The 14,040-nt window shown below is 72.6% G+C and carries 14 protein-coding genes; 9 read left to right on the forward strand and 5 right to left on the reverse strand.

Annotated features, from left to right (window positions below):
- Positions 1-31: 31 nt before the first annotated feature.
- The 3 genes from JAO84_RS23160 to hutH all read left to right on the forward strand — a co-directional run bounded on the left by JAO84_RS23160 (position 32) and on the right by hutH (position 4,306).
- On the forward strand, positions 32-442 hold the full coding sequence (locus tag JAO84_RS23160) for a hypothetical protein (protein ID WP_370414573.1): 411 nt from the start codon (positions 32-34) through the stop codon (positions 440-442).
- Entirely contained in the window at positions 439-2,610 is a 2,172-nt protein-coding gene (locus tag JAO84_RS23165) for a tetratricopeptide repeat protein (protein WP_370414574.1), read from the forward strand. The genes JAO84_RS23160 and JAO84_RS23165 overlap by 4 nt, the downstream gene beginning before the upstream one ends.
- 154 nt (positions 2,611-2,764) lie before the next feature.
- Positions 2,765-4,306, forward strand: a complete 1,542-nt coding sequence (hutH, locus tag JAO84_RS23170) for a histidine ammonia-lyase (protein WP_265868224.1) — start codon at positions 2,765-2,767, stop codon at positions 4,304-4,306.
- Between the two features lie 84 nt (positions 4,307-4,390).
- Here the strand turns inward: hutH and JAO84_RS23175 are convergent, their stop codons facing one another.
- Positions 4,391-4,675 carry an LAETG motif-containing sortase-dependent surface protein gene (locus JAO84_RS23175; protein WP_370414575.1) on the reverse strand — a complete coding sequence of 95 codons (285 nt, stop codon included), beginning with the start codon at positions 4,673-4,675 and terminating at the stop codon, positions 4,391-4,393.
- A gap of 109 nt (positions 4,676-4,784) precedes the next feature.
- On the opposite strand from JAO84_RS23175, the gene JAO84_RS23180 reads away from it, so the two are divergent.
- Both JAO84_RS23180 and JAO84_RS23185 read left to right on the forward strand, forming a co-directional pair.
- Positions 4,785-5,138, forward strand: a complete 354-nt coding sequence (locus tag JAO84_RS23180) for a hypothetical protein (RefSeq protein ID WP_370414576.1) — start codon at positions 4,785-4,787, stop codon at positions 5,136-5,138.
- Between the two features lie 198 nt (positions 5,139-5,336).
- Complete coding sequence (locus tag JAO84_RS23185; protein ID WP_370414577.1) at positions 5,337-6,608, forward strand: Ig-like domain-containing protein; 1,272 nt, start codon at positions 5,337-5,339, stop codon at positions 6,606-6,608.
- 76 nt (positions 6,609-6,684) lie between these two features.
- Here JAO84_RS23185 and JAO84_RS23190 read toward each other — a convergent pair whose 3' ends face one another.
- Positions 6,685-7,551, reverse strand: a complete 867-nt coding sequence (locus tag JAO84_RS23190; RefSeq protein WP_370414578.1) for a helix-turn-helix transcriptional regulator — start codon at positions 7,549-7,551, stop codon at positions 6,685-6,687.
- A gap of 129 nt (positions 7,552-7,680) precedes the next feature.
- On the opposite strand from JAO84_RS23190, the gene JAO84_RS23195 reads away from it, so the two are divergent.
- Together JAO84_RS23195 and JAO84_RS23200 are read left to right on the forward strand one after the other, a co-directional pair.
- Positions 7,681-8,724, forward strand: coding sequence for an NAD(P)-dependent alcohol dehydrogenase (locus JAO84_RS23195; RefSeq protein ID WP_370414579.1), 1,044 nt, complete (start codon positions 7,681-7,683; stop codon positions 8,722-8,724).
- 79 nt (positions 8,725-8,803) lie between these two features.
- Positions 8,804-9,151: a DUF1330 domain-containing protein gene (locus JAO84_RS23200; protein ID WP_370414580.1), complete on the forward strand. Its 348-nt coding sequence runs from the start codon at positions 8,804-8,806 to the stop codon at positions 9,149-9,151.
- Positions 9,152-9,155: 4 nt separating this feature from the next.
- Here JAO84_RS23200 and JAO84_RS23205 read toward each other — a convergent pair whose 3' ends face one another.
- Complete coding sequence (locus tag JAO84_RS23205) at positions 9,156-10,145, reverse strand: RNA polymerase sigma-70 factor (RefSeq protein WP_370414581.1); 990 nt, start codon at positions 10,143-10,145, stop codon at positions 9,156-9,158.
- 191 nt (positions 10,146-10,336) lie between these two features.
- On the opposite strand from JAO84_RS23205, the gene JAO84_RS23210 reads away from it, so the two are divergent.
- On the forward strand, positions 10,337-10,876 hold the full coding sequence (locus tag JAO84_RS23210; RefSeq protein ID WP_370414582.1) for a hypothetical protein: 540 nt from the start codon (positions 10,337-10,339) through the stop codon (positions 10,874-10,876).
- A 26-nt stretch (positions 10,877-10,902) separates the two neighbouring features.
- Here JAO84_RS23210 and msrA read toward each other — a convergent pair whose 3' ends face one another.
- Together msrA and JAO84_RS23220 are read right to left on the reverse strand one after the other, a co-directional pair.
- Positions 10,903-11,562 carry a peptide-methionine (S)-S-oxide reductase MsrA gene (gene msrA / locus JAO84_RS23215; protein ID WP_370414583.1) on the reverse strand — a complete coding sequence of 220 codons (660 nt, stop codon included), beginning with the start codon at positions 11,560-11,562 and terminating at the stop codon, positions 10,903-10,905.
- A 70-nt stretch (positions 11,563-11,632) separates the two neighbouring features.
- Positions 11,633-12,739: a hypothetical protein gene (locus tag JAO84_RS23220; protein ID WP_370414584.1), complete on the reverse strand. Its 1,107-nt coding sequence runs from the start codon at positions 12,737-12,739 to the stop codon at positions 11,633-11,635.
- A gap of 93 nt (positions 12,740-12,832) precedes the next feature.
- Between JAO84_RS23220 and JAO84_RS23225 the strand changes: the two genes are divergently transcribed.
- Positions 12,833-13,987: a cystathionine gamma-synthase gene (locus JAO84_RS23225; protein ID WP_370414585.1), complete on the forward strand. Its 1,155-nt coding sequence runs from the start codon at positions 12,833-12,835 to the stop codon at positions 13,985-13,987.
- Positions 13,988-14,040: the final 53 nt, after the last annotated feature.

A 14,040-nucleotide genomic window follows, 5' to 3' on the forward strand; every position in this document is an offset into this window, starting at 1 on the left:
AGGCGTGTCGGCGCGGGTGGGGGGAGGGACCATGACGGTCGTCAGGTGGGTCGTGGCGGGGGCGGCGGTGGTGGTCGCCGCCGGGCTCGTCGTCGTGGTGCTCGTGACGGACCTGGAGCAGGGCGAGAAGATCGCGAGCGTGGCCGGGGCCGTGGTGAGCGTGCTGCTCGCCGGGTTCACCGTCGTCACCGCGCAGCCCGCCGGGCAGGGGCGCCGCATCAGGGCCGGGCGCGGTGCCACGGTCATCGACGGGAACGTCACCGGCAGCGCCCTCGGGCGCGGGTCGAAGGTCACCGGGCCGCCCACTCCCGTCTCCGCCTCGCCACCCGCCGGCGGCGCTCCGCGCCCGCCCGCCGATGACGTCAGCGGCGGCCGGGACAGCACCGTGATCCTCGGGGATGTACGGGACAGCGCGATCGGTGACGAGAGCGAGCGCCGGTGAGCCGATGGCGACGGCGGAAGGAGCCGGGCGTCCAGGTCGGGGGCGATGTCGCGTACAGCGCGATCGGCCCGTACAGCTCCGTCGTCGTCCAGCAGGCCCCCGCCCCGGACGCCCCGGCGGTCGAGTGGCCCGTCGAGGTCGGTTCCGTACCCGCGCTCGCCTCCGCCTTCCAGCCGCGCGCCGGGCTGCGCGAGCGGATCGACGCGGTGCGCGCCGAGGGCGGTACGGCGGTGCTGACGCAGGTCCTGTCGGGCGGCGGCGGGGTCGGCAAGTCGCAGCTCGCCGCCTCGTACGCGGCCGGGGCCGTCGCCGACGGGACCGACCTGGTGGTGTGGGTACCGGCCGGGGAGCTCCAGCAGGTCGTCACCCTGTACGCGCGCGCCGCGCAGCGGATCGCCGCGCCCGGCGCGGCCGGTGAGGACCCGGAGGCCGACGCCCGCGCGTTCCTCGCGTGGCTCGCCACCACGGACCGCCGCTGGCTCGTCGTGCTCGACGACATCGGCGACCCGGACACCGTCGAGGGCTGGTGGCCGAGCAGCCGCACCGGCACCGGCTGGGTCCTCGCCACCACCCGCCTCCACGACGCCCGGCTCACCGGCGGGGGCCGCCGCCGGGTCTCCGTGGACGTGTACGAGCCCGCCGAGGCGGCCGCCTATCTGCGGGCCCGGCTCGCGGAGGAAGCGGGGCTCGCGGACGGCGCGGAGGAGGAGCTGGCCCACGAGCTCGGACACCTCCCGCTCGCGCTCGGGCACGCCGCCGCGTACATGCTCAACAGCGGCCTCGGCTGCGCCGCCTACCTGGATCTCTTCCGCCGCTCGTCCCTCGGCGACGCGCTGCCGCCGTCCGCCGATGCCGAGGGGTACGGGCGCGCGGTGGCCACGACCCTCCTCCTCTCCCTCGACGCGGCCGAGGCCGCCGACCCGGCCGGCCTCGGCCGCCCGATCCTGCGGCTGGCCGCCCTCCTGGACCCGGCAGGGCATCCGGAGGCCCTGTGGGAGACGGAGGCGGTGCTCGACCACCTCGACCCGCTCGGCGACCACGAGCCCGAGGAGATCCGCGCGAGCCTGCGCGTTCTCCACCGGTACGCCCTGCTGACCTGCGACAGCGGTACGGGGACGGTCCGGATGCACGCCCTGACGGCCCGGGCGGTACGGGAGACGACCCCCGAGGAGGAGTTCGCCGGCCTGGCGGAGGCGGCGGCCGAGGCGCTGCTGTTCCTGTGGCCGGAGCCGGAGCGGCCGGACTGGGAGCTGGCCGCGGTCCTGCGCGCCAACACGGTGAGCCTCGCGGCGGCCGTGGGCCCGCTGGTGTGGGACGTGATCGACTGCCGGCAGCTGGTGTTCACGGCCGGGTTCAGTCTGTTCAGGGAGGGGCGGCTCGGCGCCGCGACGGCCTACTGGGCTGCGGTCGCCGACGCCTGCGCGGCTTTTCTGGGCGCCGAACACCCCGACACCCTGCAGGCCCTCGCGCGCCTCGCCGAAGCGTACTCGCGGACGGGTCGCGTCGCCGAGGCCATCGAGGTGGAGGAGGGCGTGCTGGCCGCCTGCGAGCGCGTGCTGGGGCCCGAGGACAACGACACCCTCGTCACCCGCGCCGATCTCGCCACCTCCTACGCGATGGCCGGACGGCTCCCGGAGGCCGTGGCCCTGATGGAGCAGGTCGTCGCCGACCGGGACCGGCTCTTCGGGCCCGGTGGCGCGGACACCGCCCAGGCGCGCGCCAATCTGGCGGCCTACCTCCAGGAGACGGGCCGGCTCTCCGAGGCCCTCGTCCTGGCCGAGCGGGCCCTCGTGGAGATGGAGGAGGCGGTGGGTCCGGACCACCCCACGCTCCTGGGTGTACGGAACAACCTGGCCGCCGCCTACCACGACGCCGGAAGGCCGGTCGAGGCCGTGGCGCTGAAGGAACGGGCGCTCGCGGACGCCGAACGGCTGCTCGGCGCCGAGCACCACCAGACGTCCTTCCTGCGGGGCAACCTTGCCGTCAGCTACTGGGACCTGGGCCGCCGCGCGGAGGCCGTCGCCCTGCTCGGCCGGGCGGTCGCCGAGCTGCGGAGCGTCCTCGGCCCCTCCCACCCCGACGTCGTCGAGTACGCCGGAACCCTGGCGCTGATGCGCGCCGCGGCCCGCTCCGCCCGCCCCCTCTGGCGCCGCCTGCTGGGCCGCTGAGCGCCCCACACGTCAGACTGGAACCGCTCCGTCCGCTCCTTGGCGTGCCCCGGTGCCCGCCCCGGCACCGGTAAGGGGCCCATCGGTGTCGGACCGATGACAAAGTCACCTAGTGACAGGTCGCTCTTCAATCCGTAAGGTTCTGAATATGGATATGCAGACTGTCGTCCTTGGGACGTCCGGCACCACCCCGCAGGACGTCATCGACGTCGCCCGCCACGGCGCGCGCGTCGAGCTGTCATCCGACGCCGTCCAGGCGCTCGCCGCCGCCCGCGCCACCGTGGACGCGCTCGCCGCCAAGCCCGAGCCGGTGTACGGCGTCTCCACCGGCTTCGGTGCGCTCGCCACCCGCCACATCGGGCATGACCTGCGCACCCAGCTGCAGCGCAACATCGTCCGCTCGCACGCCGCCGGCATGGGCCCGCGGGTCGAGCGCGAGGTCGTCCGGGCACTGATGTTCCTGCGGCTCAAGACCGTCGCCTCCGGCTACACCGGCGTCCGCCCCGAGGTCGCCCAGACCATGGCCGACGTGCTCAACGCCGGCATCACCCCGGTCGTCCACGAGTACGGCTCCCTCGGCTGCTCCGGCGACCTCGCGCCGCTCTCCCACTGCGCGCTCGCGCTCATGGGCGAGGGCGACGCGGAGGGCCCCGACGGCGAGGTGAAGCCGGCCGGCGAGCTGCTCGCCGCCGCCGGCATCGAGCCCGTCGAGCTCCGCGAGAAGGAGGGCCTCGCCCTCCTCAACGGCACCGACGGCATGCTCGGCATGCTGATCATGGCCCTCGCCGACCTCGACAACCTCTACAAGTCGGCCGACGTCACCGCCGCCCTCTCCCTGGAGGCGCTGCTCGGCACCGAGAAGGTCCTCGAGCCCGAGCTGCACACCGTCCGCCCGCACCCCGGCCAGGGCGACTCCGCCGCCAACATGCTCGCCGTCCTCAAGGGCTCCGAGCTCACCGGCCACTACCAGAGCGGCGAGGCCCCCCGGGTCCAGGACGCCTACTCGGTGCGCTGCGCCCCGCAGGTCGCCGGCGCCGGCCGCGACACCATGGCGCACGCCCGCCTGGTCGCCGAGCGCGAGCTCGCCGCCTCCGTCGACAACCCGATCGTGCTGCCCAGCGGCGAGGTCCGCTCCAACGGCAACTTCCACGGCGCCCCCGTCGCGTACGTCCTCGACTTCCTCGCCATCGCCGCCGCCGACCTCGGCTCCATCGCCGAGCGCCGCACCGACCGGCTGCTCGACAAGAACCGCTCGCACGGCCTGCCGCCCTTCCTCGCCGACGACGCCGGCGTGGACTCGGGCCTGATGATCGCCCAGTACACGCAGGCCGCCCTGGTCAGCGAGATGAAGCGGCTCGCCGTCCCGGCCTCCGCCGACTCCATCCCGTCCTCGGCGATGCAGGAGGACCACGTCTCCATGGGCTGGTCCGCCGCCCGCAAGCTGCGCACCGCCATCGACAACCTCACCCGGATCATCGCCGTCGAGCTCTACGCCGCCACCCGCGGCATCGAGCTGCGCCACGGCCTGAGCCCGGCCCCGGCCTCCGCCGCCGCCATCGAGGCGCTGCGCGCCGCCGGTGTCGCCGGCCCCGGGCCGGATCGTTTCCTCGCCCCCGACCTGGCCGCCGCCGACGCCTTCGTACGGGCCGGCCGCCTGGTCGCCGCCGTGGAGCCGGTCACCGGCCCCCTGGCGTAACCCCTGGCGTAACCCCCGGGCATGAGAAAGGGCCGCTCCCGTCCGACGGGAGCGGCCCTTCCGTACGTCCAGGGGCTCAGGCCCTCACGAGGCCCGGCCGCCCCGCCGCATCGCCAGCGTCACGAAACCGGCCCCCACGCCCAGGAACAGCGACCCGCCCAGCAGGTACGGAGTGGTGTTCGGGCCGCCCGTCTCGGCGAGCCGGGTACCGGCGCCGGTCACGCCCTCGTCCTCCGCCGAGGCGGACTGCGTGGCGGCGCCGTCTCTGCCCTGCTCCCCGGTGGCGTTCGCGTTCGGCACGAACCACAGCGCGCAGAGCAGTGTCCCGGCGGCGGTGGCGGTGAGCAGCGGGCGTCGAGCGACGGACACGGGTATTCGATCCCCCTTGCGGAAACCGCGAATTGGTAGGTGCGCTGATGGTATTGAACACAGCGGGTCGCGGGAAACCCGAGGCCCTCCCGCGTTCTACGCTCCGCCCATGAGCACTTCCGAGACATCACGTTATGTACGCCTTCGGGTCGATCTCGTCCTGGAGATCGACGGACCGGCCGAGGTCACCGAGGCCGCGCTCGGCCGGATCGACGCCGACACCTCCATGCCGGAGGAGGAGCGGACCCACGCCCGCGCCGCCGTCGCCGAGGACAGCGCGGAGGCCCTCGCGTATCTCGTCGAGCCCTTCGACGTGGTCGCCGGCGTGCCCGGCGTCGACCTGGTCCAGGCCTCCTGGAGCACCGAGGAGGTCGACTACGACCCCGATGCGGAGGAGTGGGACCTCGACGACGAAGATGAGGGGTGGGAAGACGACGACGAACCGGCGCGCGCCGGCGACTGACCGGCGCCACGGCCGCCCCTGAGGGCCCCGGGACGCCGGACCGGCGTCCCGGGGCCTTTTCCACGCGCTCGGGAACCGAACGGGCCGCCGGGACGTGTGGATCAGTGGATCAGTGGTGTTCCCCACATACCCGCCGGTTATGGAACCGGACGGGTTCTCATGGGTGTTTCAGTGGGAAATGGCAGGTAGTCGGCGACGATGGAGAAGCGTGTGATGACGGACGGCAAGCGCCGTAAGAGCCTGGCCGCCGCGGCCGCGGTGCTCGGCGGCGTGCTGGTGCTCTCGGCGTGCAACGACGGCGACAAGGGCGGCAGCGCCGCCGACGCCTCGCAGAGCGCCCAGTCGCAGGCCCAGGTCGACGAGGCCGCCGCGCAGAAGACCTCCAAGGCGCAGATCACCATCACGCCCAAGAACGGCGCGCAGAACGCGTCGATCAACGACGACGCCAAGGTCGCCGTCACCGACGGCAAGCTCACCGAGGTCACCATGACCTCGGCCGAGGGCAAGACCGTCGAGGGGCAGATATCGGCCGACGGGCTGAGCTGGAAGCCCACCGGCCAGCTGGAGCGCGGCACGGTCTACAAGATCGCCGCCACCGCCAAGGACGCCGACGGCCTGGAGGCCCACGAGAACGCCTCCTTCACCACCGTCACCAAGGCCAACAGCTTCATCGGCAACTTCACGCCGGAGAACGGCTCGACGGTCGGCGTCGGCATGCCCGTCTCGATCAACTTCAACAAGGCGATCACCGACAAGAAGGCCGTGCAGGGCGGGATCACCGTCAGCTCCAGCTCCGGCCAGGAGGTCGTCGGCCACTGGTTCAACTCGACGCGGCTCGACTTCCGCCCCGAGAACTACTGGACCGAGGGCTCCACGGTCACCCTCAAGCTCGACCTCGACGGCGTCGAGGGTGCCAACGGCGTCTTCGGCGTCCAGCAGAAGACCGTCACCTTCAAGATCGGCCGCAACCAGGTCTCCACGGTCGACGTGAAGACCAAGACGATGACCGTCACCCAGGACGGCCGCACGATCAAGACCATCCCGATCTCCGCCGGCTCCCCGGAGAACACCACCTACAACGGTCAGATGGTGATCTCCGAGAAGTTCAAGGAGACCCGGATGAACGGCGCCACCGTCGGCTTCACCGACGACGACGGCAAGGGCGAGTACGACATCAAGGACGTGCCGCACGCCATGCGCCTGTCCACCTCCGGCACCTTCATCCACGGCAACTACTGGGGTGCCCGCTCCATCTTCGGCAGCGTCAACACCAGCCACGGCTGCGTGGGCCTCGCCGACGTCAAGGGCGCCGGCGACCCGAACCAGCAGGCCGCCTGGCTGTTCAACAACTCGATCGTCGGCGACGTCGTCATCGTCAAGAACTCCGCCGACAAGACGATCGCCCCCGACAACGGCCTCAACGGCTGGAACATGAACTGGTCGGCGTGGAAGGCCGGTTCCGCGGTCTGATCCGCCCGCACGGCACGCGAAAGGCGGCCCCCTCGTCTCCCGGAGACGAGGGGGCCGTCGCGTCATTTCCGTGCGTCTACTTCTGTACGTCCACGGGCTCGTCCACACCCCACTGCGCGAGCAGCCGCAGCGCGTCCGCCGACGGCGAGCCCGGCTCCGCGTGATAGGTCACCAGCATCAGGTCCGGGTCGTCGCCCGAGATCTTCAGCGACTCGTACGCCAGCGTCATCTCGCCCACCAGCGGATGCCGCAGCCGCTTCGTGCCGTGCCCCTTGTCGGTCACCGTGTGCGCCGCCCACAGGGAGCGGAACTCCTCGCTGCGCACCGACAGTTCGCCCACCAGGGACAGCAGTTCCTGATCGTCCGGGTTCATCCCGGCGTACAGCCGCAGCACGCTCACGACCTCGGTCGCCTTGCACTCCCAGTCGACGTACAGATCACGCGCGTTCGGATCGAGGAAGACCATCCGGGCCATGTTCCGCTCGCGCGGCTCCCAGGCGGCGAAGTCGCCCATCAGCGCCCGCGCCATCCGGTTCCAGGCCAGGATGTCGCCCCGCCGCCCCAGCACGAAGGCCGGGATGCCCTCCATGGAGTCGAGGAGGTGCAGAAGGCCCGGCCGCACCTTCTGGGGGCGGTTGGCCGCCGCCCGCTGGCGCTTCTTCATGGTCGGCTTCGCCAGGTGCGTCAGATGCGCCCGCTCGGTGTCGCTGAGCCGCAGCGCCCGCGCGATCGAGTCCAGGACCTCCATGGACACGTTCTTGCCGTTGCCCTGCTCAAGGCGGGTGTAGTACGCCACGGAGACCCCGGCCAGCTGTGCCAGCTCCTCCCGGCGCAGGCCCGGCACCCGGCGGTGCCGGCCGAACTCCGGCAGCCCGACGTCCTGCGGCTTCAGCCGGGCCCGGCGGGTGCGGAGGAATTCGCTGAGTTCGGAACTGAGGTCCATACCTCCCCAGTATTCCCGTTCGCGGCCGGAACCGGACGCGCGTTCCTGACCCTGCCAGTGGTAGGCACGCCGGTCGTAGGCAGAACAGTGGTCTGGGTGAGACCGGAAACCTTCGGCAGTCTTGCTGCCATGACCACCCACGTTTCCGCCATCGCCGCCCCCGCCCCCGACGCCCCGCTCGCGCGCACCACCGTGCCGCGCCGCGCCGTCGGCGAGCACGACGTGCTCATCGAGATCAAGTTCGCGGGGATCTGCCACTCCGACATCCACCAGGCCCACAACGGCTGGGGAGAGGGCATCTTCCCGATGGTGCCGGGCCACGAGATCGCCGGCATCGTCACCGAGGTCGGCTCCGGCGTGACCAAGCACGCCGTCGGAGACCGGGTCGGCGTCGGCTGCTTCGTCGACTCCTGCCGCGAGTGCGAGTACTGCGAGCAGGGCCTGGAGCAGTACTGCGTCACGGGCGGCACCGGCACGTACAACAGCATCGACAAGTACGGCGAGCCGACCTACGGCGGCTACTCCACCCACATCGTCGTCGACGAGAACTACACCCTGCGGATCCCCGAGGGCATCCCGCTGGACGCCGCCGCGCCGCTGCTGTGCGCCGGCGTGACCCTCTACTCGCCGCTCGCCCACTGGCAGGCCGGCCCCGGCAAGAAGGTCGCCATCGTCGGCCTCGGCGGCCTCGGCCACATGGGCGTCAAGATTGCCCACGCGCTCGGCGCCGAGGTGACGGTGCTCAGCCAGTCCCTGAAGAAGCAGGAGGACGCCCTCAAGCTGGGCGCCGACCACTACTACGCGACCAGCGACCCGGAGACCTTCACGGCCCTGCGCGGCACCTTCGACCTGGTGATCTCCACGGTCTCCGCGCCGCTGAACTTCGACGCCTACCTGAGCCTCGTCAAGACCGACGGCGCCCTGGTCAACGTCGGCGCCCCGGAGGAGCCGGTCAAGGTCGGCCTGTTCTCCCTCATCGGCGGCCGCAAGACGCTGGCCGGCTCGATGATCGGCGGCATCAAGGAGACCCAGGAGATGCTGGACTTCTGCGCGGCGCACGGCCTGGGCGCGGAGATCGAGCTGATCACCGCGGACCAGGTGAACGAGGCGTACGCGCGGGTGGAGGCGTCCGACGTGCGCTACCGCTTCGTGATCGACGCATCGACGATCTGACCGTTCCGCCGGGTGTGGTCGCCGGGGCATGACCTGCGGGGTAATCGACCCGTACGGCATGCCCCGGCACGCTGTTCCCATGACCGCATACGCCATCGCGAACCTGCACCCCAACTCCGTCCTCCACGAGGAGGTCCTCGCCTACATGGAGCGCGTCCAGGGCACCCTGGACCCCTTCGGCGGGCGCTTCCTGGTCCACGGCGCGCCCGAGCGAGAGGTGCGCGAGGGCAGTTGGCCCGGCGGCGTCGTGATCGTCGGCTTCCCGACGTACGAGGACGCCCGCGCCTGGTACGACTCCCCGGCCTACCAGGAACTTCTCCCACTGCGCACCCGCCACATGAGCGGCGACCTGCTGCTGATCGACGGCGTGCCCGAGGGGTACGAGACCGCCGCCACCGCCGCCCGGGTGCGGGCCGCCCAGTCCTGAAGGCTCAGTGCTCCCGGGGCTCCCGCTGCCGGCGGCGCTCCGCGCGCTGCCGCTCCTGGACCTCGGCGGCGACCTTCCAGCCGTCCGCCACCGGCCCCACGTGGTCGAGCTTGTCGGGGTTGGTGATCGCGCGGACCGTCCGGACCTGCCCGTCGACGACGTCCAGGGCCCAGATGAACAGCACCCGGCCGTCCCGGTCGCGGAACACCGCGCCGGGGCCGCCGTTGACCTCGCGGGCCTCGAAGGACGCGTCCACCAGGGACAGCCGGCCGATGTACGAGGTGAGCAGCCGGGCCACCGGCTCCGCGCCGACCAGCGTCCGCGAAAGCGCCGGCGCCTTGCCACCGCCGTCCCCGACCAGCTGCACATCGGCGGAGAGCAGCGCCCGCAGCCCGTCCACCTCGCCCGCCTGCAGGGCGTCGAAGAACCGCGCCGCCAGCTCCTCCCGCTCCACCCGGTCCGCCTCGAACCTGGCCTGCCCGGCCGCCATGTGCCGCCGCGCCCGTACGGCGAGCTGCCGGCAGGCCGCCTCCGAGCGGTCCACCGCCTCCGCCACCTCGGGAAACCCGAAGCCGAACACCTCGCGCAGCACGAACACCGCCCGCTCCAGCGGGCTCAGCCGCTCCAGGAGCAGCAGCGCCGCCATCGACACCGAGTCGGCCAGCTCGGCCGCGCGCTCGGGATCCTCGTACGGATCGGCGAGCAGCGGCTCCGGCAGCCAGTCCCCGACGTACTGCTCGCGCCGCACCCGGGCCGAGCGCAGCACGTCGATCGAGATCCGGGTGACGGTCGCGGACAGGAAGGCCTTGGGCGAGACGGGGGGATTCGGCGCGGTGGCATAGCGCAGCCAGGTCTCCTGCACGGCGTCCTCGGCCTCGCCGACGCTCCCGAGGATCCGGTACGCGATGGAGAACAACAGCGGCCGCAGCCCCTCGAAGACCCGCACCTCCCCGGCCTCCGCCGCCGCCCCCGCGCTCCCGCTCGCCCCACTCATCCCGACTCCTCCTCGCACCACCCGCACACGTCCCGCCCCCCACTCTCCCCGAGAGGAGACGAGCCGGCCCGCCGTTCTGTGACATCCGGCAGCCGGGAGCCCTCATCACTGCCGGACTCCGGCATCCCGGCGGGCCGCGCGGAGGCCTAGCGTCAGGGACGGCAGGGGCGGAACGCGATGGAGGGGCCGGGATGACGGACGGGGTCGGGTTCTCGCTGGTGTGGGGGGTGGGTGCGACCGCGTTCGGCTGGATCGTGGCCACGGACTTCCGGGGCGCGGCCTACCGCCTGCACGCGTGGGCGGACCGGTTGCCGTTCGGCGGGTGGCGGGGAGCGACGCCGGGCATCCGCTACCTGCGCTTCGTGGCCGCGGTGCTGGCCGTGGTCGGGCCGCTCACGATTCTCGCCGGTGTGCGTGACCTGACGGCCGGCCGGGGGCCGGTCCGGGACTTCGGGGCCGTGCCCCTGCCCTTCGTCGCCGTCTGGGCGGTCATCGGCGCCGTCGCGCTGTGGCGGGTGTGGCGGGCCGACGGTCCGCTCCGGCGGCAGTGGGGCGGCGGCTGGCCGCGCCGGGTCGCCGCCGCCGTGATGAGCGCGGCGCTCCCCGGCTTCCTCGCCGGGGCGGCCCTCGGGCACATGGTCACCCTGCTGGTGAGCTGGCTGGTCGGCGGCGCGGCCGGCCTGCTCCTGCTGGTCCTCAGGGACCCGCGCGAGGAGCGGGCCGCGCCCTGACCCGTACGGCTCCGCTCCGCCCCGGCCTACTCCGCCTTCGCCACGCCGATCGGGCACGACACGCCCGTGCCGCCGATGCCGCAGTAGCCCGCGGGGTTCTTGTCCAGGTACTGCTGGTGGTAGGGCTCGGCCGGGTAGAAGGGGCGGTCCTCGGCGGGGAGGACCTGGGTGGTGATCTCGCCGTAGCCGGAGCCGGTGAGGACCTGCTGGTAGGCGGCGCGGGAGGCCTCGGCGGTGGTCTGGTGCTCGGGGGAGTGGGTGTAGACGGCCGAGCGGTACTGGGTGCCGACGTCATTGCCCTGGCGGAAGCCCTGGGTGGGGTCGTGGGACTCCCAGAACAGCTTCAGGAGGCGCTCGTACGACACCTTCGAGGGGTCGAAGACCACCCGGACGACCTCGGTGTGGCCGGTGAGCCCGGAGCACACCTCCTCGTACAGCGGGTTCGGGGTGTGGCCGCCCTGGTAGCCGACCAGGGTCGTGTACACGCCCTCGGTCTGCCAGAACTTGCGCTCGGCGCCCCAGAAGCAGCCCAGGGCGAAGTCGGCGACCTCCAGGCCCTCCGGGTACGGGCCGAGCAGCGGGGTGCCGAGGACCGTGTGGCGCTCCGGGACGGCGAACGCGGGCTCGGGGCGCCCGCCCAGGGCCTGGTCGGGGGTGGGGAGGACGGGGGTGCGGGACAGGAACATGCGGCATCTCTCCTCGACGGGTGGGCCAGGCCCTCAGCACAACGCGACGGGAATGGCGTGGATTCCCCGGTCACCTCGACAGCGTCGCCGGGCTCCCGCCGTCCGACTCGTAGCCCGCCACCACCAGGTTCCGGTGCACCGTGTACGCGAGCGCCGGGTCGTCGCGCAGCGTCCACGGCAGCGCGCCCACGTACCCGTCCACCTTCACGAGCAGCCGCATCGCCTCCGCCCACCGCTCCTGGCCCATCAGGAACTCGATGAGCAGATGCCGTACGTGCGCCAGCATCGGGTCGTCCACCCGAGCCGAGTGCACCGCGTACATCGCGCCGTCGACCGCCTTCGACACCACCGCCGTGCGGTAGAAGTCCACGCCGACCACGATCTCCGGCCGGTTCTCGAAGACCGCGAACAGCGGCAGCGCGGCGAGCAGCGAACCCTGCGGCGCCCGCGCCGCGGCCGTCGTCGCGAAGTGGTCCGCCTCCACGCGCGAGCCGTGCCACTTCTCGCACCAGTAGTGCAGCGCCGCGAGATGCGCCCCCATGTGCTCCGGTGCGCGGTCGATCACCTTCGCCCACAGCTGGTCGAACTCCTCGTGGGAGTAGCCGAGTCCACGGGCCACCGCGAGCTGCGAGATGTACGGCACGGGGTCGCCCGGCGCGAGCAGCGCGGCCTCCTCGCAGGCCTTGCGCGCCTCCTCCAGGATGACCCGGAAGTCGTCGCTGCCGGCCGTCGACGACCGCCAGGCCTGCTGCACCAGGAACTCCGCGTACACCTGCGCGCCGCCCGCGTCCTTCGGCGCCTCGGCATGCCAGGACCGCAGCCACGCGCCGCCCACGCCGGGCTTCTCGGCCAGCTCCAGAGAGGCCGCGCCCGCGAAGGCCTGCACCCGCTGCCAGCGCAGCTCGCCCTGCTGCTCGGTGCCCTTCAGGAGCTGCGAGGCGGCCCGCCAGTCCTGCGTCGCCTGCACCACGTCGAGCACGTCCAGGAGATCCCGGTCGGGCCCCGGCAGCCGTACGTCCTGCTCCTCCTGGCGCAGGAAACCGTACGCCGCCGGATCGGCCGCGTCCGGTGATCCGGGGGCCACCTGCCGGATGCCGCCGGCCCGACGGCGGAACACGAAGGGGCCCAGGACACCGAAGATCAGGCCGAGGGCGATCAGGAACCACAGAATCTCCATGCGTCCATTGTCCAGGACGCCCCGGCACGCCTGGTGAGACGGCCCGTCCCACCAGGCGGCGACAGCGCCGCCACCGGACTACGCTCCTGCCTCATGAGCGACCAGCACTCCCACCAGAGCTTCGAGACCCGCGCCATCCACGCGGGCAACACCGCCGACCCGCTGACCGGCGCGGTCGTCCCGCCCATCTACCAGGTGTCCACCTACAAGCAGGACGGTGTGGGCGGGCTCCGCGGCGGCTACGAGTACAGCCGCAGCGCCAACCCCACCCGGACCGCCCTCGAGGAGAACCTCGCGGCCCTGGAAGGCGGCCGCCGCGGCCTCGCCTTCGCCTCCGGCCTCGCCGCCGAGGACTGCCTGCTGCGCACCCTCCTCGTCCCCGGCGACCACGTCGTCATCCCCAACGACGCCTACGGCGGCACCTTCCGCCTGTTCGCCAAGGTCGTCCAGCGCTGGGGCGTGGACTTCTCCGTCGCCAACACGTCCGACGTGGCCGAGGTGCGCGCCGCGATCAACGACCGCACCAAGCTGGTCTGGGTGGAGACCCCCTCCAACCCGCTGCTCGGCATCACCGACATCGAGGCCGTCGCGGGCGTGGCCCGCCAGGCCGGGGTGAAGCTGGTCGTCGACAACACCTTCGCCTCGCCGTACCTGCAGCAGCCGCTGTCGCTCGGCGCGGACGTCGTCGTGCACTCGCTCACCAAGTACATGGGCGGCCACTCCGACGTCGTCGGCGGCGCCCTGGTCGCGGCCGACGCGGAGCTCGGGGAGGAGCTGGCGTACCACCAGAACGCGATGGGCGCGGTCGCCGGCCCGTTCGACTCGTGGATCGTGCTGCGCGGCATCAAGACCCTCGCCGTCCGCATGGACCGGCACAGCGAGAACGCCGGCAAGGTCGTCGACATGCTGACCCAGCACCCGAAGGTCACCCAGGTCCTCTACCCGGGTCTGCCGGAGCACGCCGGCCACGAGATCGCGGCCAAGCAGATGCGCGCCTTCGGCGGCATGGTGTCGTTCCGTGTCCAGGGCGGCGAGCAGGCGGCGGTCGAGGTCTGCAACCGCGCCAAGCTGTTCACCCTGGGCGAGTCCCTCGGCGGCGTCGAGTCCCTGATCGAGCACCCGGGCCGGATGACCCACGCGAGCGTCGCGGGCTCCGCCCTGGAGGTCCCGGCGGACCTGGTCCGCATCTCCGTCGGCATCGAGAACGCCGACGACCTGATCGCCGACCTGCGCGAGGCGCTGGGCTAGTCACCTGCGTTTTCGCGGGTACGAGCTTTACGGGTACGAGCTTTATGGGTACG

Origin of the sequence: Streptomyces fradiae, assembly GCF_041270065.1 — a bacterium.
Classification (GTDB): Bacteria; Actinomycetota; Actinomycetes; order Streptomycetales; family Streptomycetaceae; genus Streptomyces.